General features: G+C 71.6%; 20 protein-coding genes and 1 pseudogene. 15 read left to right on the top strand and 6 right to left on the bottom strand.

The features are described 5' to 3' along the window. Positions 1–190: 190 nt before the first annotated feature. The 6 genes from rplU to DVR05_RS18755 all read left to right on the top strand — a co-directional run bounded on the left by rplU (position 191) and on the right by DVR05_RS18755 (position 4,834). Entirely contained in the window at positions 191–502 is a 312-nt protein-coding gene (gene rplU, locus DVR05_RS18730; protein WP_116247217.1) for a 50S ribosomal protein L21, read from the top strand. Positions 503–515: 13 nt separating this feature from the next. After that, positions 516–776, top strand: a complete 261-nt coding sequence (gene rpmA / locus DVR05_RS18735) for a 50S ribosomal protein L27 (protein ID WP_075928003.1) — start codon at positions 516–518, stop codon at positions 774–776. Positions 777–908: 132 nt separating this feature from the next. Beyond that, positions 909–2,273 carry a GTPase ObgE gene (obgE, locus tag DVR05_RS18740; protein ID WP_116247218.1) on the top strand — a complete coding sequence of 455 codons (1,365 nt, stop codon included), beginning with the start codon at positions 909–911 and terminating at the stop codon, positions 2,271–2,273. Positions 2,274–2,369: 96 nt separating this feature from the next. After that, positions 2,370–3,527 carry a glutamate 5-kinase gene (proB, locus tag DVR05_RS18745; RefSeq protein WP_116247219.1) on the top strand — a complete coding sequence of 386 codons (1,158 nt, stop codon included), beginning with the start codon at positions 2,370–2,372 and terminating at the stop codon, positions 3,525–3,527. Beyond that, a complete protein-coding gene (locus tag DVR05_RS18750) occupies positions 3,524–4,330 on the top strand; it encodes an endo alpha-1,4 polygalactosaminidase (protein WP_116247220.1) in 807 nt (268 codons plus the stop codon). Before proB ends, DVR05_RS18750 begins: the two co-directional genes overlap by 4 nt. A gap of 57 nt (positions 4,331–4,387) precedes the next feature. Beyond that, the gene (locus DVR05_RS18755; protein WP_116247221.1) at positions 4,388–4,834 is read left to right on the top strand and encodes a type II toxin-antitoxin system PemK/MazF family toxin; all 447 of its coding nucleotides are present in this window, start codon (positions 4,388–4,390) and stop codon (positions 4,832–4,834) included. A gap of 85 nt (positions 4,835–4,919) precedes the next feature. On the opposite strand, the gene DVR05_RS18760 is transcribed toward DVR05_RS18755, so the two are convergent. Further along, complete coding sequence (locus DVR05_RS18760) at positions 4,920–5,882, bottom strand: cyclase family protein (RefSeq protein WP_116247222.1); 963 nt, start codon at positions 5,880–5,882, stop codon at positions 4,920–4,922. Between the two features lie 168 nt (positions 5,883–6,050). Here DVR05_RS18760 and DVR05_RS18765 point away from each other — a divergent pair, with 168 nt between their 5' ends. Beyond that, the gene (locus DVR05_RS18765) at positions 6,051–7,103 is read left to right on the top strand and encodes an aldo/keto reductase (RefSeq protein WP_116247223.1); all 1,053 of its coding nucleotides are present in this window, start codon (positions 6,051–6,053) and stop codon (positions 7,101–7,103) included. Between the two features lie 112 nt (positions 7,104–7,215). Here the strand turns inward: DVR05_RS18765 and DVR05_RS18770 are convergent, their stop codons facing one another. Then, the gene (locus tag DVR05_RS18770; protein ID WP_116247224.1) at positions 7,216–7,512 is read right to left on the bottom strand and encodes a putative quinol monooxygenase; all 297 of its coding nucleotides are present in this window, start codon (positions 7,510–7,512) and stop codon (positions 7,216–7,218) included. A 240-nt stretch (positions 7,513–7,752) separates the two neighbouring features. On the opposite strand from DVR05_RS18770, the gene DVR05_RS18775 reads away from it, so the two are divergent. Continuing rightward, the gene (locus DVR05_RS18775) at positions 7,753–8,973 is read left to right on the top strand and encodes an MFS transporter (protein ID WP_232832217.1); all 1,221 of its coding nucleotides are present in this window, start codon (positions 7,753–7,755) and stop codon (positions 8,971–8,973) included. 77 nt (positions 8,974–9,050) lie between these two features. Here the strand turns inward: DVR05_RS18775 and DVR05_RS18780 are convergent, their stop codons facing one another. Next, the gene (locus DVR05_RS18780; protein WP_116247226.1) at positions 9,051–10,670 is read right to left on the bottom strand and encodes an FAD-dependent monooxygenase; all 1,620 of its coding nucleotides are present in this window, start codon (positions 10,668–10,670) and stop codon (positions 9,051–9,053) included. Positions 10,671–10,816: 146 nt separating this feature from the next. On the opposite strand from DVR05_RS18780, the gene DVR05_RS18785 reads away from it, so the two are divergent. The 7 genes and pseudogenes from DVR05_RS18785 to DVR05_RS27965 all read left to right on the top strand — a co-directional run bounded on the left by DVR05_RS18785 (position 10,817) and on the right by DVR05_RS27965 (position 18,452). After that, positions 10,817–12,358 (top strand): MFS transporter, encoded by a 1,542-nt coding sequence (locus DVR05_RS18785; RefSeq protein WP_116247227.1) that lies wholly within the window; start codon positions 10,817–10,819, stop codon positions 12,356–12,358. Between the two features lie 61 nt (positions 12,359–12,419). Beyond that, entirely contained in the window at positions 12,420–13,481 is a 1,062-nt protein-coding gene (locus DVR05_RS18790) for an aldo/keto reductase (RefSeq protein ID WP_116247228.1), read from the top strand. Positions 13,482–13,622: 141 nt separating this feature from the next. Next, positions 13,623–14,708 (top strand): ScbA/BarX family gamma-butyrolactone biosynthesis protein, encoded by a 1,086-nt coding sequence (locus DVR05_RS18795; protein WP_116247229.1) that lies wholly within the window; start codon positions 13,623–13,625, stop codon positions 14,706–14,708. Positions 14,709–14,754: 46 nt separating this feature from the next. Further along, positions 14,755–15,531 carry an HAD family phosphatase gene (locus tag DVR05_RS18800; RefSeq protein WP_116247230.1) on the top strand — a complete coding sequence of 259 codons (777 nt, stop codon included), beginning with the start codon at positions 14,755–14,757 and terminating at the stop codon, positions 15,529–15,531. Then, positions 15,528–16,583, top strand: a complete 1,056-nt coding sequence (locus DVR05_RS18805; protein ID WP_116247231.1) for a 3-oxoacyl-ACP synthase III family protein — start codon at positions 15,528–15,530, stop codon at positions 16,581–16,583. The genes DVR05_RS18800 and DVR05_RS18805 overlap by 4 nt, the downstream gene beginning before the upstream one ends. 9 nt (positions 16,584–16,592) lie before the next feature. Next, positions 16,593–18,080: pseudogene (locus tag DVR05_RS18810) on the top strand (acyl-CoA carboxylase subunit beta); the annotation flags it as partial. A gap of 132 nt (positions 18,081–18,212) precedes the next feature. Further along, positions 18,213–18,452 (top strand): acyl-CoA carboxylase epsilon subunit, encoded by a 240-nt coding sequence (locus tag DVR05_RS27965; protein ID WP_116247232.1) that lies wholly within the window; start codon positions 18,213–18,215, stop codon positions 18,450–18,452. Here the strand turns inward: DVR05_RS27965 and DVR05_RS18820 are convergent. The 3 genes from DVR05_RS18820 to DVR05_RS18830 all read right to left on the bottom strand — a co-directional run bounded on the left by DVR05_RS18820 (position 18,385) and on the right by DVR05_RS18830 (position 21,220). After that, positions 18,385–18,840, bottom strand: coding sequence for a MarR family winged helix-turn-helix transcriptional regulator (locus tag DVR05_RS18820; protein WP_116247233.1), 456 nt, complete (start codon positions 18,838–18,840; stop codon positions 18,385–18,387). The two genes, DVR05_RS27965 and DVR05_RS18820, sit on opposite strands and share 68 nt — an antisense overlap. A 113-nt stretch (positions 18,841–18,953) precedes the next feature. After that, complete coding sequence (locus DVR05_RS18825) at positions 18,954–19,919, bottom strand: aldo/keto reductase (protein WP_116247234.1); 966 nt, start codon at positions 19,917–19,919, stop codon at positions 18,954–18,956. A 92-nt stretch (positions 19,920–20,011) separates the two neighbouring features. After that, entirely contained in the window at positions 20,012–21,220 is a 1,209-nt protein-coding gene (locus tag DVR05_RS18830; protein ID WP_116247326.1) for an AMP-dependent synthetase, read from the bottom strand. Between the last annotated feature and the right edge of the window lie 50 nt (positions 21,221–21,270).

Below are 21,270 nucleotides of genomic sequence, written 5' to 3' on the forward strand. Positions count from 1 at the left end.
CCCCGCTACAGGCGATCAGTGGATCGTGGAACGAGGCTTCTTCCCACCGCGGTGGGAGCGGCCCCTTCACAGCCAGGCCTGGCACAGGCAGGGCTGACCCGGGGGCCCCGCGCGAGCGGGCCTGGACTTCCCCCGGGAATGGTCCCAGTGAGTGCATTATTCGTTGAGCGAGCAGGAAGAGAGTTACCCGGTGTACGCGATCGTGCGAGCGGGCGGCCGACAGGAGAAGGTGTCCGTCGATGACGTCCTGAACATCGACAGGGTCTCCGAGGAGGCCGGCGCCACCCTGACCTGGCAGCCCATCCTTGTGGTCGACGGCGACAACGTCATCAGCGAGGCCGACAAGCTGAGCGGGTACACGGTCACCGCCGAGGTTCTTGGTGAGACCGCCGGCCCCAAGATCAACATCCTGAAGTACAAGAACAAGACCGGTTACAAGAAGCGCATGGGTCACCGCCAGAAGCACACCCAGGTGCGCGTCACCGGCATCGCGGCGAAGTAGGAGGCCTGGAGAGATGGCACACAAGAAGGGCGCTTCGTCCAGCCGTAACGGTCGTGACTCCAACGCCAAGCGGCTTGGTGTCAAGCGCTTCGGCGGTCAGACCGTTTCGGCCGGCGAGATCCTGATCCGTCAGCGCGGCACCAAGTTCCACCCGGGCGCCAACGTCGGCCGTGGCGGCGACGACACGCTGTTCGCCCTGGTCGCCGGCGAGGTCAAGTTCGGCAACTACCGCGGCCGCAAGGCCGTGAACATCGTTCCCGCCGCCGCCGAGTAGGTCACGCGCGGACGTTGTGGATTTCGGGGCGGGCCAGGGAACACTGGCCCGCCCCTCGCGTTGTCACTGGTTGACGCGTGTGGTTCGCGGTCTCCGTCACCGGACGGGGCCGCACGAGTAACGGGGAGAGCTATGCCTGACTTCGTCGACGAGGCGGTCTTGCACGTCAAGGCCGGGAACGGCGGGCATGGCTGTGCCTCCGTGCACCGGGAGAAGTTCAAGCCGTTGGGCGGACCGGACGGCGGGAACGGCGGTCGCGGCGGTGACGTCGTCCTCGAGGTCGACGCCCAGACGGCCACGCTCCTGGACTACCAGCGCCGACCCCACCGCAGCGCCCAGAACGGCACCCCCGGTCAGGGCGGCCACCGCGCCGGCGCCAACGGCGCCGACCTCGTGCTCACCGTCCCCGACGGCACCGTGGTCACCCGCATGGACGGCGAGGTCATCGCCGACCTGGTCGGCCACGGGACCCGGCTCGTGCTGGCCAGGGGCGGTTCCGGCGGGCTGGGCAACGCGGCGCTGGCCTCCAAGAAGCGCAAGGCGCCCGGCTTCGCCCTCAAGGGCGAGGAGGGAGAGTCCTTCGACGTGCGCCTGGAGATGAAGACCATCGCCGACGTCGGCCTGGTGGGCTTCCCCAGCGCGGGCAAGTCGTCGCTCATCGCCGCCCTGTCCGCGGCGCGCCCCAAGATCGCCGACTACCCCTTCACCACCCTCATCCCCAACCTCGGCGTGGTCGAGGCGGGCGCCGTCCAGTACGTGATCGCCGACGTGCCCGGCCTCATCCCCGGGGCCAGTGACGGCAAGGGCCTGGGCCTGGAGTTCCTGCGCCACATCGAGCGCTGTTCCACGCTGTTGCACGTGCTCGACTGCGCGACCTACGAGTCCGGCCGCGACCCGATCAGCGACCTGGAGGCCCTGGAGGCCGAGTTGGCCGCCTACGGTGAGCGCACCGGCGTCGACCTGTCCGACCGGCCGCGCATCGTCGCCCTGAACAAGGTGGACGTGCCCGAGGCCCGTGAACTCGCCGAGCTGGTCACCCCGATGCTGGTCGAGCGCGGGTACCGCGTCCTGGAGGTCTCCGCCGCCTCCCGTGAGGGTCTGCGCGAACTGTCCTTCGCCCTGGGCGAGCAGGTGGCCGCGGCGCGCGAGGCCGCGCCCGCCGCCGAGCCCACCCGGATCGTGATCCGCCCGAAGATGATCGGCGACACCCCGTTCGAGGTCGTTCCGCTGGGGGACAACGCCTTCCGCGTGCGCGGCGACAAGCCCGCCCGCTGGGTGCGCCAGACCGACTTCTCCAACGACGAGGCCGTCGGCTACCTGGCCGAGCGGCTCAACCGCCTCGGCATCGAGGAGGAGCTGGCCAAGGCCGGCGCCACCGAGGGCGCCGAGGTGCACATCGGCACCGAGGAGGACTCCGTGGTCTTCGACTGGGACCCGTCGACCGACGCCGAGGCCGTCCCGTCCGGCCCGCGCGGCACCGACGCCCGGCTGGGCTGACCCGCGCGGGGACACCGCTCCACACCAGCCGGACCCACACTCAGGTACGCGCACGGCGACCGGACCCGGAGCCGTGCCACGGATGGAAAGCCCCCGGTGGACAGCGTGAGAACCGAACAGATCGACGCACTCGAGGTCGCGGGCCGCGAGGCGGTGGCGACCGCCCGACGGGTCGTGGTCAAGGTGGGGTCGTCGTCGCTGACGACGCCCCAGGGCCGGATCGACTCCGGCCGGATCCGCGACCTCGTCGAGGTCCTGGCCACCCGTCGTGCGCTCGGCCAGGAGGTCATCCTGGTCTCCTCCGGCGCCGTCGCGGCCGGGATGACCCCTCTCGGGCTGACCCGGCGCCCGCGCGACCTGGCCTCACAGCAGGCGGCGGCCAGCGTCGGTCAGGGGTTGCTGCTCGCCTCCTACACCGCCGAGCTGGCCGGGCACGGTCTCAACGCCGCCCAGGTCCTGCTCACGGTGGAGGACATGATGCGGCGGGTGCAGCACCGCAACGCGCAGCGCACGCTGCGTCGCCTGCTGGACATCGGGGCGGTGCCGATCGTCAACGAGAACGACACCGTGGCCACCCACGAGATCCGGTTCGGCGACAACGACCGCCTCGCCGCACTCGTCGCCCACCTCATGCGCGCCGACGCGCTCATCCTGCTCTCCGACGTGGACGCCCTGTACGACGGCGACCCCTCCGACCCGTCCACCTCCGTGGTCGACCTCGTGCGCGGCCCGGAGGACCTGGACGGGATCGACATCGGTACCGCGGGCAAACGGGGCGTGGGCACCGGCGGCATGGTGACGAAGGTGGAGTCGGCGCGCATCGCCACCGAGGCGGGGGTGCAGACGGTGCTGACCTCGGCCGCCAACGCGCGCGCCGCCCTGGCCGGGGAACGGGTGGGCACCCTCTTCGCCCCGGCCGAGGGCCGCCGTCCCTCGACCCGTCAGCTGTGGCTCGCCCACGCGACCGCCGGCCGGGGCAGCCTGGTCCTGGACCCGGGGGCGGTGGTGGCGGTCGTGAGCGAGAAGGCCTCGCTGCTGCCCGCGGGCGTGGTCAAGGTCCTGGGCGACTTCAGCGCGGGGGACCCCGTGGACCTGCGCGACGAGCGCGGCACCGTGGTCGCGCGGGGGCTGGTCAATTACGACGCCTCCGAGGTCCCCGACATGATGGGCCGGTCCACGCGGTGGCTGGCCCGGGAGATGGGGCCCTCCTACGAACGCGAACTGGTGCACCGCGACGACCTCGTGGTCCTGTGACCCGGGGCGCCGCCGGCGGGGCTCTCGCCCTGACCGTCCTGTGCGCCGGATGTTCGGCGGGCGGGGCCGACGAGGTTCGGCTTCCGCCCGCCGGAGCGTTCGACTACCAGCTCGGCGGCGCCTACGAGCCCGCCCCGGGGGTGGTGACCGTGGTACGCGACGCCACGGCCGAGCCCGTCGCGGACCTGTACTCGGTCTGTTACGTCAACGGGTTCCAGACCCAGCCGCAGGAGCGGGAACGGTGGGTGGCCGAGCACCCGGACCTGCTGCTGCGCGACGCGGACGGCGAGTTCGTCGTCGACCCCGACTGGCCGGACGAGATCCTGCTGGACGTGTCCACCGGGGAACGCAGGGAGGGGATCGCCGAGCTCGTCGGCGCGACCGTGCGCGAGTGCGCCGAGCGGGGGTTCGACGCCGTGGAGTTCGACAACCTCGACTCCCACACCCGCTCCGGTGGCGCGTTCACGGCCGACGACGCCCTCGCGCTCGCCGCCGACCTCGCCGAGACGGCGCACGGGCACGGTATGGCCGTCGCGCAGAAGAACGCCGCCGAACTCGCGGGGCGGGCCCGGCGGGAGGCCGGGTTCGACCTCGCGGTCGCCGAGGAGTGCGCGGCCTTCGACGAGTGCGCCGCCTACACGGCCGTCTACGGTGACGCGGTGCTCGCCGTCGAGTACCCCGACACCCTCGACGTCCCCTTCGCGGACGTGTGCGCCGACCCGGACACCCCCGCCAGCGTGATCCTGCGCGACCGCGACCTGGTCGCCCCGGACGGGGCCGGGTACCTCTTCGACACCTGCTGACCCGGTCCGCGTGTCGGAGGCGCTCCGCCCGCCCGGGACACGGCCTAGGATGCCCACGTGAGTGAACACACAGCGCGCGGGCGAGACCCGCACCCCCAGCGCGGCCGGGTCCGCGAGATCCCCACCGAGCAGAACGCGACCCGGATCGCCTACGCCCCCGAACGCGACGGCCTGGCCGACGCGGGCGAGATCGTGTGGACGTGGGTTCCCTACGAGGAGGACCCCGCCCAGGGCAAGGACCGGCCGATGCTCGTTGTGGGGCGCAGGGACGGTCGGCTGCACGGTCTCATGCTCTCGTCCCAGAGCCCCGAGAGCTGGGAGAGCCAGGACTGGCTGCCCCTCGGCAGCGGACCGTGGGACCGCGAGGGCCGGGACTCCCACGTCCGGGTGGACCGCCTCTTCGAGTTCGAGGAGGACGGCATCCGCCGGGAGGCCGCGGTCCTGGACGAGGAGCGGTTCTGGCTGGTCGCGGACGTGCTGCGGGGACGGTACGGCTGGAGCTGACCGGGGCGGGTCGCGTGAGGCCCCCGAGGGCGCCGACGGCCAAGACCGGCGTCCTCGGGGGCCGAGTGCCAGGGGAGCGGTTCGGTCAGCGGACGGCCATCAGGCGGGTGGGACCGCCGGTGCCGCCCTGGGTCTTGAGGACGCCGACGACGGCGATGGCGCCGCAGTCGGGGGCCTGGTCCATGTTCGCGGTGATCTCCAGGCCGTACTTGTTCGCGCCCAGGGTCAGGATGTGGGCCTGGGGGTCGGAGACGGACAGGGGGCCCGGGTCCAGGCTCGGGGTGTCCACCGCGATACCGGCGATGTCGCGGTGGTTCAGCAGCCAGGCGCACGCCTCCGCGCTGAATCCGGGGAAATGGGGGATCCCCTCGCTGTCCCGGTTCAGCATGTCGGCCGCGCCGTTGAGCACGCGCCGGGTCCAACCGGAGTCCATGGCGACGAGGGCGCGTCGGGGGATGCGTCCGTAGCGCCGCTCCCAGCGGCGCAGGTCCCGCACGGTGACCTCGGCGTCCAGGTCCCTCTCGGCGCGGTCGACGATGCGGATCACCACCAGGGGGCAGACCAGGTTCGCCGGGTCGAGCTGGTCGGTGCGCAGGGCGTCGTCGTTGTCGTAGAAGTGCCAGGGGGCGTCCATGTGGGTCCCCGTGTGCTCGTCGATCTCCAGCTTGAGCGCGTTGTAGCCGTCGTCGTCCACCCGCGCGGTCTGGAAGATGTTGGGCTCCAGGACGAAGGGCGAGTAGACGGGGAAGTCGGTGTGGATGGCGTGGCTGAGGTCGAGGACCCGCAGGCGGGAGGCGGAGACACCGTTGATGGCCTGGGCGTAGGCGGGATCGCTGTTGGCGACCCCCAGGGCGCCGATGCCGGTGAGGAGCGCTCCCACGGCCGCGGAGCCCGTGAGCATCCGGCGTCGGCCCACACCCGTGCCGGTGGGCGGTGCGGTGACCGAGGGGGCGGGGGTCGTCGTTGCGGGCGCCGTCATCGTCGCGGTGTCGGCGTTGTCCTCGGCGAGACTGCTCTGGGCGTTGCGGATCAGCTCGGGTCCACACATGGGGGCACCTCTTCCAGGTCGGTGGGTGTGCGGGTCCCGATAAGTATACGTATTCTTATAATCGAAGGAACCCTGATGGTGGATTGATTTCGATCAAATATCTGGTCTCATGTGAGAGACTGGGATCTGATGCTCGGACGCACCGACACGACCGATGGGAGTACGCGAATGAGCCTGCACACCCGCCCACTGGGCGACACCGGGATGGACATCACCCGGGTCGGCCTGGGCGCCTGGGCGATCGGAGGCGGTGGTTGGCGCTACTCGTGGGGGGAGCAGGACGACGCCGAGTCGATCGCCGCCATCCGCCACGCCGTCGAGAACGGCGTCAACTGGATCGACACCGCCGCCGTCTACGGCCTCGGCCACTCCGAGGAGGTGGTCGGCAAGGCCGTCGCCCACATCCCCGAGGCCGACCGGCCGTTCGTCTTCACCAAGTGCGGTCTGGTCTGGGACGAGGACGACCCGGAGGCGCCCCCGCACCGGATCATGCGCCCCGACAGCGTCCGGCGCGAGGTCGAGGGCTCCCTCTCCCGGCTGGGGGTGGACAGGATCGACCTGTTCCAGGTGCACTGGCCCGACACGGGCGCCTCGCTGGAGTACAGCGGGGAGGAGTCGGGCGGCCCGGCGCCCCAGGCGACCCCGATCGAGGAGTACTGGGCGGTGATGGCGGACCTGAAGGCGGAGGGCAAGGTGCGTGCCATCGGCCTGTCCAACCACGACGTTCCGCTCCTGGAGCGGGCCGAGGCGGTCGGCCACGTCGAGGCCGTCCAGCCGCCGTTCTCCGCGATCAACCGGTCCAACGCGGCCGAGGTGGCCTGGTCCGCACGGAACGGCACGGGCGTGATCGTCTACTCGCCGATGCAGTCCGGACTGCTCACCGGGGCCTTCTCCCGGGAGCGGGTCGAGGAGCTCGACCCCGCCGACTGGCGGCGGGGGCACGTGGACTTCACCACCAACCTGGAGCGCAACCTCGCCCTGGCGCGGGCGCTGGAGCCGGTCGCCGAGCGGCACGGAACCACGGTCGCGGCCGTCGCGGTGGCCTGGGCGGCCGCCTGGCCCGGTGTGACCGGCGCCATCGTCGGCGCCCGCCGCCCCGAACAGATCGACGCGTGGCTGGCCGCCGGTTCGCTGGAGCTGACCGAGGCCGACCTGTCCGAGATCGCCGAGGCCACGGTGCGCACCGGCGCGGGTGAGGGGCCGGTGACCCCCGAGGGGTGACCGGGTGACCGGTGCCGCGATCTCCCCTCCTCCGCTCCCGGGGGCGGAGGAGGGGAGCGAGGAGGCCCGTGCGGTGGAGTTCCACCGCACGGGCCTCGTGTGGATCAGGGGGTCAGACGTGCTGGGTACCCCGCACCAGCCACTCGGGGCCCTCCTGGCCCCAGCCGCCGATGATGTCGAAGAACTTCTTGAAGTGCGGGCCGTCGCAGTGCGCCTGGAAGGCCTCCTCGTCCTCGTACGCCTCGATCAGGTAGAAGCGGTTGGCGGTCTCCTCGTCCTCGACCAGGTTGAACGCCAGCGTGCCGGGCTCGTCGGCGTTGGAGTTCCGGCCGTCCTCCAGGGCGGCGGCGATGAACTCGTCGCGGTGCTCGGCGGGCACGTCGAACTTCACGGCGATGTGGTAGGCCACGATCTTTCCCTTCTGGGTCCTGCTCTGTCCTGGGGTTCCCCCGCCGCGAGCCGCCCGGGGAGGCGGTGGATGACGTTCCGTGCGGAAGCCGATCCAGGCGGTTCATGAGATACGCTATCTTATATCTAGCAGATCTTGGTTACCCGCTCGCTAATAGATAGTCATCAGGTCTCTTTGGCTTCCTGGTCTGACCCCCTGTGCCAGGCCAGTCGCATCACCGACACGTTGAGTGAGGAACTCGTGGCACAAGACCAACAAGGCGTCCGGGCGACGTCCAATCTCCTCTGGACGGCCGTGGGGCTGGTGTTGCTCGCGGTCAACCTCCGCCCGGCCATCGGAAGCGTCTCCCCCCTGCTCGGACGGATCCAGGAGGACCTGGGCCTGTCCGGCGCGACCATCAGCCTGCTCACCACGCTCCCGGTCCTGTGTCTGGGCGTCTTCGCCCTGCTCGCCCCTGCGTTCGCCCGCAGGATCGGTGTCAACAGCGCCGTCACCCTGGCGCTCGTCCTGATCGTCGTCGGCCTGGCCATCCGGTTCGTCCCGGCCGTGCCGACCCTGTTCGTCGGCACCGTCCTGGCCGGTGCCGGTCTCGCCATCGGAAACGTCCTGATCCCCGCGGTGGTCAAGAGCGCCTTCCCCGACCGGATCCGCTTCTACACCGGCCTCGCCACGGCGGTCCTCAGTGGTGGGGCGGCCCTGGCCTCCGGCGTGACCGTTCCCCTGCGCGACGGTCTCGGCGTCGACTGGCCCACCGCCCTGGCGCTGTGGGCCGGGCTGGCGATCCTGGCCCTGGTCGTGTGGGTGCCCCTGGCCCTGAGCCAGGGAAGGCCGCGGGGGGCGGCCGCGCCGCCCCCCGTCCTGGGCGGACTGCTGCGCGACGCCGTCGCCTGGCAGGCCACGCTCTACCTGGCGCTTCGCGCCCTGGCCTTCTTCACCGCCCTGGGGTGGCTGCCGACCATCCTCATCGCCCGGGGGGCCGCCGAGGCGGGCGCTGTGCTCTCCCTGTGCATGCTGGTGAGCATCCCGGCCGCGGTGCTGGCCCCGGTGCTCTCCGGACGGCTGCGTCCGGCGACGGTGACCGTCGCGGTCGCCGTCCTGGGGGCGGTGGCCAACCTCGGACTGATCGTCCAGCCCGACCTCGCCACGTTCTGGGCCGTCATCCTCGGCCTGGCCCTGGGCGGCGGGTTCGCGATGGCGATGACCTTCATCGGGCTGCGCTCGCCCGACCCCGGCGTCGCCGCCCAGCTGTCGGGCATGGTGCAGACGGTCGGCTACATCGTGGGCGCGGTGTGCGGCCCGCTCCTGTTCGGCCTGATCGGGTCGGTCACGGGCAGTTGGACCCCGGCCCTGGCGCTGCTGATCGTGCTCGCCCCGGTCGAACTGGTCATCGGTCTGCTCGTCAGCCGGGACCGCAAGGTCCTGGCCTCCCGGACGGGCGATCCGGTCGCGGCCGGAGGCTGACACCGGGCACGGTACGAGGGGCGGCGGGGCGCCGGATCATCGCGATCCGGCGCCCCGCTCCGGTGCGGGCGGGGCGGTCAGCGGGCGGCGGCCCCGAGGTGGGCCGTGAGTTCGGCGCGCAGCCGCATCCGGTCGTTCCCGTGTCCGTGCGCGGCGACGTAGCCGTCCGGACGGATCAGGTGGTAGCCGGCGGCCGGGCAGAGCCGGTGCTCGGCGGCGTCGCGGGAGGCCAGCGTCCGCACCGCGACCTCCGGCCGGTTCGCGATCGCCCTGGCCAGGTCCTCCTCCAGGCCGGGGCGGCCCGTTGTGACGGCGAGCGTCCACCGGGGAGGGGTGACGGCCTCGCCGTCGCGCGGCTCCCGGCCGCCGACGCCCAGCGCGACGGCGAGCGCGCGGGGCAGGGCGTGCCCGACCCGGATGGCTCCCGGCCGGTGCCGGGACAGCAGGCAGGAGGAGGGCCAGGCCGGTTCCTGCGTGGCGCGGGCGGGGCCGTACCGGAAGCGGTACCCGGCCATCACCGGGAGGTAGTGCCGCTCCAGCACCGGTTCCAGGAGGCGGAACGCCGCGTCGCGGGCCCCGGTCTGGAGCGGGTGCCTGAGCATCCAACCCCGCGTCTGGATGTCGGTGTCGCGCACCACCTGCCGGGCCACGTCCTTGCGCTCCTGCCCGTAGGTGTACAGCAGGGAGGGGGCGGCCTGGCCGCCGATCACGGCGGCCAGCTTCCAGGCGACGTTCTGCGCGTCCTGCATGCCGGTGTTGAGCCCCTGGCCGCCCGCGGGGCTGTGCACGTGGGCGGCGTCCCCGGCCAGGAAGACCCGGCCCCGCTGGAAGTCGTCGGCGTGCCTGCGGTGGACGCGGAAGACCGACTCCCACACGGGGTCGACCAGGCGGACGCCGCCGGGGCCCTGCTCGTCGGCGATCCGCTGGAGCAGCTCCACGCTCACCTTCTCGCCGGGCGGGAGGCTGGCGAAGAAGCGGAAGACCCCGTCGGGGAGGGCGACGATGACCAGCGCGCCCTGCGGTGACTGGTAGTAGAGGGCCTCGTCGCCGGGCAGATCGCCCTCGATGCGGCAGTCGACGAGGGCGAACGCCGACTCGTAGGTGCTGCCGCCGAACCCGGTGCCGATCTGGGCCCGCACGGCGCTGCCCGCGCCGTCCGCACCGATGACGAAGGGCGCGCGGTAGCGCTCCACGGTTCCGTCGGCGTGCTCCAGGACGGCGGTCACCCCGTCGGTGGCCGTGATGTCCCCGGAGAAGTCCATGCCGTCGAAGGCGAGCAGTCGCACGCCGCGCTCGACCCGCCCGCCGAGCTCCAGCAGCCGGTCGTGGAGTACGCGTTCGGTCTCGCTCTGCGGCAGGCACAGCGGCGTCAGGTGTTCGGGGAAGGTGAACGAGGCCAGCGGCGCGCCCGAGGAGTAGTAGCGGAACGTGTTGATGTCGATGCCGGCCTTCCTGGCCGCGTCGAGCGAGCCGAGGTCCTCCAGCATGTCGAGCGTGCGCGGCCAGAGCAGGAGGGCCTTGGGGAAGGGGGAGGGCCCGGCCGCTCGGTCGACGAGCCGCACGCGCACCCCGCGTCGCAGGAGTTCACACGCAGCGGTCAGCCCCACGGGTCCGGCGCCGACGACCAGGACGTCGACCGGGTCGGCGGGGGGTCGGGGCTCACGGGCGGCGGTGCTGTCATCACTGGTCAACGGCATTTCGATGGGCTCCGATCGATAGGTGTCGGTGTCCGGTCGGGGGCGTCCTCGCTCCCACCGTCGCCATAAGATTGACGATGATAGTAAGATACCTTATGCTCCTTCGTGAGTAGATAGTCATCAGCAATCGATCGAGGGGCAAGGCAATGGCGATCGACGCAACGGAACGACAGGGGGCTCCAGCCGCCCTGACCAGGGGGCAGGGGGTGGCCACACTCGTGGCCGTCGCCCTGGCCAGCGTGATGCTGCCGCTCGCCGTGACCGCGCCGGCGGTGGCGCTCACCCAGCTCGCGGCCGAACTGGACGCCAGCGTCGGGCAGGCCCAGTGGGTGCAGAACGCCTACAACGTCACCTTCGCGGCGTTCATGCTCGCCGCGGGCGGACTGGCCGACCGGTTCGGCCGCCGCAGGATCCTCGTCGTCGGTGTCGTGGTGTTCATGGCGATGGCCGCCGTCATCGGGCTGTCCTCGAACATCGTCGTCATCGACGTGGCCAGGGCGGTGCAGGGCGTCGGGGCCGCGGGAATCCTCACCAGCGGCGCCGCGATCCTCGCCGACGGGTTCCGGGGAGCGGCCAGGGCGCGCGCCTTCGGCGTCCTGGGGAGCTCCTTCGGGTTCGGCCTGGCACTGGGGCCGCTCGTCGCGGGGGTGCTGGTCAACCTCGCGAGCTGGCGCGCGGTCTTCCTGATGAACGTCGTGCTCGGACTCATCGTGCTCCTCCTGGTCCGCGCCATCCGTGAGTCGCGTGACCCCGAGGCGACGAGCGTGGACTGGGGCGGTGTCGTCACGTTCAGCGCCAGCCTCTTCCTGCTGTCGCTGGCGTTCGTCCAGGGCGCCGAGACGGGGTGGCTCAGCCTGAGCACGATCGGCGCGGTCGTCGGTTTCGTCGTCTTCCTCGCGGCCTTCATCGCCGTGGAGTCACGGGTCCGGCGGCCCATGTTCGACCTGGCGCTCTTCCGCCGCCCGACCTTCGTCGTCGTGGTCTGCCAGCCCTTCACCATCACCTTCGGCTTCGTGGTCCTGCTCGTCTACCTGCCGCCCTTCTTCCAGGGCGTGGGCGGTTTCGGTTCGACGGAGGCGGGCGCGCTGCTCCTGCCCCTGACCCTGCCGGTGCTGCTCCTGCCGCTGGCGGCCGGACAGATCGCCGCCAAGGTCCCCCTGCGCGTCATGCTCGCCGTCAGCTCGCTGCTGATCGCCGGCGGCTCCCTGTGGCTGATGGTCCTCGAACCGGGGCAGTCCTGGACCGCCCTCATCGCACCCCTGGCCCTGTTCGGCGTCGGCGTGGGCAGCGCGTTCGGGGTCATGGACAACGCGGCCGTCAGCACCGTGGAGGTCGAACGCGCCGGGATGGCCTCCGGGATCTTCAACACCATGCGCATCACCGGCGAGAGCGTGGCCATCGCGGGCGCGGGGTCGCTGCTGACCAGCCTGTCGCTGCGCTCGCTCGACCTGCCCTTCGCAACGGACGAACAGGAGCGGACCCTGGCGGGAGAGGCCACCCAGGGACGGCTGGACACCGGACTGGCCCAGCTGGCCGCCGACGACCGCGGTCCCGCGCTGGAGGCGATCTCGGACAGCCTCACCTCGGCCATGCACGCCACGTTCCTCGGTCTGGCGGTCCTGGCCCTGCTCGGAGCCGTGGTGACGTTCCTCGTCGTCAAGGAACGCGAACTCCGCAAGACCGACTAGACCCATCCCCCACCCCCTCGGGCGAACCCGCCCACCACACCAACGAATGGAGACACCTCACATGCGGTACCGCTATCTGGGAGACACGGGGCTGTCCGTCTCCGAGCTGTGCTACGGCTCGTTCAACTTCGGAGGGAGCGCCAAGTTCCTGGGAGCGCCCGACAAGGACTGGGCCGAGTTCGGCACGGTCGACGACGACGACGTCTTCACCCTCATCAACACGGCCCTGGACGCCGGGATCAACTTCTTCGACACCGCGGACGTGTACAAGAACGGCATGGGTGAGGAGTTCCTCGGCGCCGCGCTCAAGAAGGTGCGCGACCGGGTCGTCATCGGGACCAAGGGACGCTGGCGCATCACCGACGACCCCAACGACCTGGGCGCCTCCCGCCACCACCTGTTCGCCGCCGTCGAGGCGAGCCTGCGCCGCCTGAACACCGACTACATCGACCTGTACCACATCCACGGGTTCGACCCCCGCACCTCACTGGACGAGACCCTGCGCGCCCTGGACGACCTGATCCGGGCGGGCAAGATCCGCTACATCGGTGTGTCCAACTTCGCCGCCTGGCACCTGATGAAGGCGCTGTCGGTCTCCGAGCTGCGCGGCCTGTCCCGGTTCGTCTGCTACCAGGGCTACTACAACCTGGCCGCCCGCGACCTGGAGCGGGAGATCGTGCCGCTGGCCGTGGACCAGAAGGTCGGCATCACCGCCTGGAGCCCGCTCGCGGGCGGCTTCCTCACCGGCAAGTACAAGCGCGGTGAGCGTCCCGAGGGCAGCCGTCTGGCCAACGCCACCGCCGCCGAGTCCGCCCCGCTCACCGACGAGGAGCAGGCGCACGACATCGTCGACGTGCTCCGGGAGATCGCCGAGAAGCGGGACGCGAGCATCGCCCAGGCCGCCGTGAACTGGCTGCTGGCCAAGCCCGGCGTCACCTCGGCCGTCATCGGCGCGAGCAAGCCGCACCAGCTGGAGGACAACCTCAGGGCGATGGAGTGGACGCTCAGCGAGGAGGAGGTGGCCCGGCTCGACGAGGTGAGCGAGGTGCCCGCCCCCTACCCCTACTGGCACATCCGCACCGTCGGCGCCGACCGCAAGCTCCCCGGGGACGTCTACCCCTAGGTCGGCGGCGCCTCCTCGAACCTTCGCCTCCCCGACCCGACCCTGCCCCGTCCACTGCTCCAACGCTCCAGGGGAGGCCGCCCCGCCCCGGCGGCCTCCCCGCCTCCCAGGCCCACGAGCAAGAGGAATGTGAGACACACCATGCAGCTGCCCACACAACGCCTCCTCGACGTCGACGCCCCGGTCGGCGGAGCCGACGACCCGCGCCTGGACTACGCGCGTACCCTCGACCGCGCCTTCGTCCACCGGGAGTCCCTGGCGGAGGTCTTCGTCACCGACACCCAGTCCCTGGGCGGCGACGCCCACGCGGCCGCGGCCCAGCTCCCCCGTTCGCACTCCTACTTCGGCGACCACCTGCTCAGACCCCGCCTCCACGATCCGGTGCTGCTGCTCGAAGCGTGCCGACAGGTGGGCCTGGCCATCGCCCACGCCCACTACGGGGTGCCGTTCGACCACAAGTTCATCCTCACCACCCTGGGCGTCAGCATCACCCGGCCGGACCGGATGGTCGTGGGGCCCCTGCCCTGCGCGCTCAAGATGCTCTGCTCGGTCGAGGACAAGCGGGTCAAGGAGGGGCGCGTGGTCGGCTACGACTGCCGCTTCCGCCTCTTCGTCGACGGGGCCGAGGTCGGCGCCGCCGTCGTGGGCCTGCGCTTCAAGTCCCCCGAGAGCTACGGCAGGCTGCGGCTGAGCAACCGGTCGGGCGTCCCGGTGCCCTCCACGGCGACCTTCGAGTTCCCCGCCGCCGGAGAGGTCCCCACCCCCTACCTGGTGGGGCGGGGCAGCAGTGACAACGTGGTGCTGTCCGGACTCAGCACGGACGTGGACGTCACCTCCGCCGCCCTGCGGGTGCTGCCCCAGCACCCGAGCATGTTCGACCACGCCCAGGACCACCTCCCGGGAATGGTCCTGGCCGAGGCCGGACGCCAGCTGGCCCTCAACGCCCTCCTCGAGGCCCGGGGAGCCTCACCGGCCAAGACCTACCCGGCCGAGCTCACCGCCTCCTTCACCAGCTTCGGCGAGCTGGAGCACCGCACCGACCTCCTGGCCCGCGTCGTGCCCGCCGAGGAGGCCGACCCGGACGTCTACTACACCCAGGGCGGAACGGTGGAGTATCCGGCCGCCTCCGACTCCGCCGCAGGCCCGACCCCCGTCGAGGTGGACGTCCGACAGCGGGGCGAGTCGATCTGCCGGTTGGCCGTCGGTCTCGTCCGCCTGCCGTCCTGACCCGGACCGACGGTACGAACGCACCTTCCACAGGTAGGAGACGCACATGGCCGCCACCGGCGGAGCGCCCGGCACGGGGACACGGACACCGAGCATCGCCTTCTTCGACGTGGACGAGACACTCATCGCCCCCAAGAGCATGTTCTCGTTCCTGGAGTTCTACTTCCACAACAGCGCCCGCCCGGCCGGCAGCTACGAACGGGTCGTGGCCGAACTGCGCGAGGCGGCCGCACAGGGGGCGCCCCGCCAGGACGTCAACCGCCGTTACTACCGGCTGATGAGGGGGGAGTCCGCCGACCGCCTGCGGGCGATGGGCCGGGAGTGGTTCGCGGTCACGTCCCTCAAACCCGGCTTCTGGCACTTCCCGGTGGTGGAGCGGCTGCGCCGACACCGTGCCGCGGGAGACCTGGTCGTCCTGCTGTCGGGATCCTTCTTCGCCTGCCTGGAGCCGATCCGCGAGACGGTCGGAGCGCACTGGGCCCTCGGCACCCGGCCCACCCTGCGCGGGTCCCAGCTCACCGGCGAGGTCCTGGTCCCGATGATCGGCGCCGCCAAGGGGACGGCGGCGCGCGCGGCCGCCGCCGTGCGCGGGGTCCGCCTGACCGACTGCACCGCCTACGGCGACCACTCCAGTGACCTGTCGCTGCTGTCGGCCGTGGGACGTCCGGTCGCCGTCGGCCAGGACCCCGCGCTCGGCGCGCACGCCGACCGGCACGGGTGGGAGCGCATCCGGCTCACCGTCGCCCCCTCACCGACCGGCAGCGCCGCCGTGGAGGCGGAGCAGGGCCATCCACAGCTCAGCAAGAAGGAGACAGCACGATGACGATCGCCATCCTCGGTACGGGCTCCTACCTTCCGGTCGAAGTGGTCGGCAACGATCTGATCGCGAGCACGGCCGGTGTGGACGACGAGTGGATCCGCCGTAAGACGGGGATCCGGGAGCGCAGACGCGCCGCGCCGGACCAGGCCACCTCCGACCTCGCGGCCGAGGCGGGCCGCCGGGCGCTGGCCCAGGCGGGCGTCCCCGCCGGGCGGCTCGCCTACATCATCGTCGCCACGTCCACCCCCGACCATCCCCAACCGGCGACGGCCAGCATCACCCAGCACCTGCTCGGCGCCCGCGACGCCGCCGCCTTCGACGTGAACTCCGTGTGCAGCGGGTTCGTCTATGCCCTCTCCGTGGCCGAACACCTGCTGCGCCCCCAGGCCGAGGCCTACGCGCTGGTCATCGGGGCGGACATCTACTCCCGCATCCTCGACTACGGCGACCGGAGGACCGCCCCGCTGTTCGGTGACGGCGCGGGAGCCGTCGTCCTGGGACCCGCCTACGACCGCGACGGGGTCCTGGGCGCCCGCCTGATCACCGACGGCGACCACCACGACCTGATCCGGGTCCCCGCCGGGGGATCGCGGATGCCCGCCTCCGCGGCGGTCCTGGACCGGGGGGAGCACTTCTTCAAGATGGAGGGGCGGGGTGTGCGCGACTACGTCGTCCGACGCCTGCCCGAGACCATCCACCGGACACTCGACGGTCTGGGAGTGGCCGGTGACGAGATCCGCCACTTCGTCCCCCACCAGGCCAACGGCGCCATGCTCTCCGACGTCTGGCCCTCGCTCGGCCTCGACTACGCCCACATGCACCTGACCGTCGACACCCAGGGCAACACCGGGGCGGGGTCGATCCCCCTGGCCCTGGACACGGTGCACCGGTCGGGTGTGCTCCGGGAGGGCGACCTCGTCCTGCTCGCCGGGTTCGGCGGCGGGATGAGCGTCGGTCTGGCCCTGGTGCGGTGGAGCCCGATCCCCCTGACCCCGACCCGTGTCCACCAGGCCGTCCCCCTCGACGCGGCGGCCCCGGCATCCGTGTCCGCGTGATGTCCGCCGGACGAGGCCGCCACCCGACGCCAGCACGACAAGGGCAAGCTCACCGTCAGGGAACGGATCGACCTGCTCTTCGACAAGGGCGCCTTCGTCGAGATCGAGCCGCTGCGCCGGCACCGGGCCACCGGGTTCGGGCTGGAGGACAGGCGCCCCCACACCGACGGGGTCGTCACCGGTTGGGGGCGCGTGCACGACCGACGGGTGTTCGTGTTCGCACACGACTTCCGGCTGTTCGGCGGAGCGCTCGGCGAGGCCCACGCGCAGAAGATCCACAAGATCCAGGACATGGCCCTGAAGGCGGGCTGTCCGATCGTCGGGCTCAACGACGGCGCGGGCGCCCGCATCCAGGAGGGGGTGGTCGCCCTCGCGGGGTACGGCGGGATCTTCCAGCGCAACGTCCGCTCCTCGGGTGTGATCCCGCAGATCAGCGTCATGCTCGGCCCGTGTGCGGGCGGAGCGGTCTACTCGCCCGCGCTCACCGATGCCGTGTTCATGGTGCGCGGGACCTCGCGGATGTTCATCACCGGTCCCGACGCCGTGCGGGCCGTCACGGGGGAGGAGATCACCGCGGACGACCTGGGCGGGACCGACGTGCACGCCCTGCGCTCGGGCGCGGCGGGCATGGTCCACGACGACGAGGAGTCGTGCCTGGCCGACGTGCGGTTCCTGCTGTCGCTGCTGCCCTCCAACAACCGGGAGGTGGCGCCGTCCCACTACGGCGAGGACCCCGTCGACCGGGTCTCGGAGAAGCTGGCGGACATCGTGCCCGCCGACAACCGGCGGTCGTACGACGTGCGGGACGTGGTCCGTGAGGTCGTCGACGACGGCGACTTCTTCGAGACCCACGAGCGGTGGGCGCCCAACATCGTGGTCGGGTTCGCCCACATCGGGGGCCGACTCGTGGGCGTGGTCGCCAACCAGCCCTCGGTCCTGGCCGGGGCGATGGACATCGACGCCTCCGAGAAGGGCGCCCGCTTCGTCCAGATGTGCGACGCCTTCAACATCCCGCTCGTGACCTTCGTCGACGTGCCGGGCTTCCTGCCCGGCAGGGACCAGGAGCACGAGGGGATCATCCGGCACGGGGCGAAGCTGCTGTACGCCTACTGCGACGCGACCGTGCCCCGGATCCAGGTGATCCTGCGCAAGGCCTACGGCGGCGCCTACATCGTCATGGACTCGCTGTCCGTCGGCGCGGACCTGTCCTACGCCTGGCCCACCAACGAGATCGCGGTCATGGGCGCCCAGGGAGCCGCCGACATCGTCTTCCGCCGTGAGATCGCGGCCTCCGACGACCCGGAGGCGACCCGTGCCGAGCGGATCCGCCAGTACGAGGAGGAGCTCATGCACCCCTTCTACGCGGCCGAACGAGGACTGGTCGACGACGTGATCGACCCCGCCCGGACCCGGCAGGTCCTGGCCGGCGCACTGGAGGCGCTCAGCGCCAAGCACGCGGAGGGGCCCAGCCGCAAGCACGGCAACCCGCCGATGTGACCGGGTGTCCGCCGCGCGCCCCCACCGTCCGGGGGAGCGGCGGACACCCCGTCCTCCCGTCCCCTCACACCGACGACGCCGGCCGCCGACGGCGGCCGCGACCGCTCACGGACCGCCGAAGGGGGAACTCGCATGAGTGAGCCGACGCAGACGGAGGAGGCCCTCGTGGCCGAGAACATCCTGATCCTGGACATCCTGAGGGGACGGCCGACACCGCAGGAGGTGCGGGCGCTCACCGAGGCGCTGCGGAGCACCATCCGGGCGCAGCAGCGGCGCCGGTCCGGCGCCGCGGGTCACGCCTCGTTCACAGGTCCACCAGTTCGGTGCGGGCCTCGGCGGAGGCCTCGGCGCACCGGGCCAGGAAGCGGATGAACTCCTCCTCCTCGGCCTTGGTGAACGCCTGGCTCAGCCGCGTCTCGACCCGGACCGCGGCTTCGTCCGCCTGCTTGAGCAGGGCGTGACCGCTCTCGGACAGTCGGGTCTCCAGGATGTGTGAGTGCAGCGGGTGCGGTTTGCGCTCGATGAGTTCCCGCCGACTGAGCGTTGCGAGGACGGACGACATCGTCTGCGGGGTCACCAGGCACCGCCGTGCGAGGATCGCGCCGGACAGGCCGGGTTCCTCCGACAGCACCAGAAGCACGGTGTACTGCGGGACGGACAGGTTGAACTGACGCAGCACCGCGTGCTTGGCCGCGATCAGTTCCTGTTCGGCCCGTTTCAGGTGATGACCGATCCGCTGGTCCATGGGAAGCTGGGTCATCTGCGAATCGTATATCAGGGCGGTTGTCCCTCCGTGCTCGTCGGCCCCTCCGGGGGCCGGCACCAAGGCGATACCCGAGGCGGGCGCCTGCACACCCGCCCTGAGGGAGGCCATCAGTACCGACCGCCCACCACGGCGGAGGCGATGGGGTCGAGCGCGTCCAGGTCCTCCCGGGTGAGGGTCAGCTCGGCGCCCCGCGTGTTCTCCTCCAGACGGTCACGGCGCTTGGTGCCCGGGATCGGTACGACCGGCAGCCCCCACGTCGAGGACTGGGCGTGGACCCAGGCGAGTGCCACCTGGCCGGGGGTCGCCCCGTGCGACGCGGCGACCCGCTCGATGACGGCGAGCAACGTCCGGTTGCGGGCGGCGTTCTCCTCAAGGAACCGTGGCTGCCCCCGCCGGAAGTCGTCCTCGGCCAGCCCCTCGGTGGCGGTGAACTTCCCGGTGAGGAAGCCGCGTCCGAGGGGGGAGTAGGGGACGAAGCCGATCCCCAGCTCCCGGCAGGCCGCCAGGATCCCCTCGTCCTCCACGTGCCGGGTCCACAGCGAGTACTCGGTCTGGACGGCGGCGATCGGGTGGACGGCCCGGGCCGCGCGGATCTCCTCGGCGGTCACCTCGGACAGGCCCAGGTGGCGGACCTTGCCCGCGGCCACCAGCTCGGCCATCGCCCCCACGGTCTCCTCCACGGGCACGTCGGGGTCGCGGCGGTGCATGTAGTAGAGGTCGATCGTGTCCAGCCCCAGACGGCGCAGGCTCGCGTCACAGGCGGAGCGGACGTACTCGGCGTCGCCCCGGATCGTGCGCGCCCCGGTCCGCCGGTCGCGGACGATCGCGAACTTGGTGGCGAGGACGACCTCGTCGCGCCGCTCGCGGACGACCTTCCCGACGAGTTCCTCGTTGGCGCCGTGGCCGTACATGTCGGCCGTGTCCAGGAACGTGACACCGAGGTCGAGGGCGTGGTGGAGGGTCGCGATGGACTCCGCGTCGTCGCCGGGGCCGTAGAACTCACTCATCCCCATGCACCCGAGTCCTTGGGCGGACACGGTGGGGCCGTTGGCGGTCAGCGGGACGGTCCGCATGGCGCACTCCTGTGGTCGGGGGTCGGTCGGCACGACTCAGGGGCGGCTCGCGGCCGACAGGGGAGGATGGGCGCGGTCCGGTCCTCCTGAATCTACGTAATCAACCTATCATAAGGATGCTGATTAACTGTAGATGTCGATGGAACTACGTATCTCTGTCCTTCGCGGAGCACCACCGCGGGCGCGCCGTCGTCCAGGCAGCTGAACAGCAGGCGGGGCGCCGTGACGACCTCGAACACCTCCGGCGATTCGTCCGTGATCGCGGACAGGGCCAGGCAGCCGGAGACCATGTGGTGCCGGATCCACTCGCTGGTGTACAGGTCGGGCTCGACCCCCGGTACCAGCCGGATCCTCAGGTGCAGCCGTTCGTCCTCGGTGTGCGGGTCCACCACCACGACCTGAGCCTCGTCCACCGAGTCCAACCGGCGCGCGAGCGACACCAGTTCGAGGGGGGAGACCAGCCGGGCCAGCCGCCCCAGGGGGGCGTCGATCCGGCTGTGCGTCCGGATCGCCGGTCCGGGCAGGTCGCACCGGCAGCGCGTCCACTCCGCCGAGATCCCGGTGTCGTACCGGAGCAGGGGGATGACCGCCTTCTCATGGGTCACCGTCACGAGCATCCGGCCGTCGTCGATCTCCGTGTACTGGTGCGGGAGCAGATGGAGGGTGTCGTCGGAGCACGTGGGGCCGCTGTGCCCTATGATCCAGGTCTCCGCCGACCCGAAGAGCGCCCAGGTGCGCAGATGGGGGAACCGGGACCGGATCAGCGTCCGGGTGCCGGAGTCCAGCGCCGGGCCGCTCCAGACCACCTTGCGCAGGAAGTCCAGGCCGCGCCCCTCCGCGGCGCAGAACCGGAGCAGGCGGCGGACGGTGTCGAGAGTGGTGGCCAGCGCGGTCACGCCCCGCTGCTCGAACAGGTCGAGGTAGGGGCCGATCATCGTGTCGTTCGGCGCGTCCATCGACAGCGTCGGCGCACCCGCCCGCCTGGCCAGGGCGGTGTGCAGGTCGTGCGAGGCTCGCATGTGGAAGGGCGTGGTCAGGCTGGCGAGGAGGTCGCCGGGCTCGAACGGGTTCACGTGCGGGGCGATCTCGTCGAGGTACAGGTCGGCGGGCAGCGCCCCCATCCGCATCGTCGAGGTCGTCCCGCCCATGATGTGCAGCGAGGCGCGGTTCAGGGCGGTCGGGGCGTCCCGCATCAGGGCGTCGGTGGCCTCACCCAGTTCGTCCCGGGTCAGGGTGGGGAGTTCCGTCAGGCGGGGAGGGCGGCTCCGACCCGCGTAGTGACTGTACTTGTCGCGGACCACCGGGATTCTGGAGAGCCGGGCCAAGGCGCTGGACAGAGACCGGGCCGCGT

It is taken from the genome of Nocardiopsis sp. FIRDI 009, from assembly GCF_003386285.1.
GTDB lineage: Bacteria > Actinomycetota > Actinomycetes > Streptosporangiales > Streptosporangiaceae > Nocardiopsis.

Coding starts and splice junctions, on each gene's coding strand:
- rpmA (WP_075928003.1), top strand. CDS start 516: ATGGCACACAAGAAGGGCGCTTCGTCCAGCCGTAACGGTCGTGACTCC.
- obgE (WP_116247218.1), top strand. CDS start 909: ATGCCTGACTTCGTCGACGAGGCGGTCTTGCACGTCAAGGCCGGGAAC.
- DVR05_RS18760 (WP_116247222.1), bottom strand. CDS start 5,882: ATGTGTGGACCCGAGCTGATCCGCAACGCCCAGAGCAGTCTCGCCGAG.
- DVR05_RS18765 (WP_116247223.1), top strand. CDS start 6,051: ATGAGCCTGCACACCCGCCCACTGGGCGACACCGGGATGGACATCACC.
- DVR05_RS18780 (WP_116247226.1), bottom strand. CDS start 10,670: ATGCCGTTGACCAGTGATGACAGCACCGCCGCCCGTGAGCCCCGACCC.
- DVR05_RS18785 (WP_116247227.1), top strand. CDS start 10,817: ATGGCGATCGACGCAACGGAACGACAGGGGGCTCCAGCCGCCCTGACC.
- DVR05_RS18790 (WP_116247228.1), top strand. CDS start 12,420: ATGCGGTACCGCTATCTGGGAGACACGGGGCTGTCCGTCTCCGAGCTG.
- DVR05_RS18795 (WP_116247229.1), top strand. CDS start 13,623: ATGCAGCTGCCCACACAACGCCTCCTCGACGTCGACGCCCCGGTCGGC.
- DVR05_RS18800 (WP_116247230.1), top strand. CDS start 14,755: ATGGCCGCCACCGGCGGAGCGCCCGGCACGGGGACACGGACACCGAGC.
- DVR05_RS18805 (WP_116247231.1), top strand. CDS start 15,528: ATGACGATCGCCATCCTCGGTACGGGCTCCTACCTTCCGGTCGAAGTG.
- DVR05_RS27965 (WP_116247232.1), top strand. CDS start 18,213: ATGAGTGAGCCGACGCAGACGGAGGAGGCCCTCGTGGCCGAGAACATC.
- DVR05_RS18820 (WP_116247233.1), bottom strand. CDS start 18,840: ATGACCCAGCTTCCCATGGACCAGCGGATCGGTCATCACCTGAAACGG.
- DVR05_RS18825 (WP_116247234.1), bottom strand. CDS start 19,919: ATGCGGACCGTCCCGCTGACCGCCAACGGCCCCACCGTGTCCGCCCAA.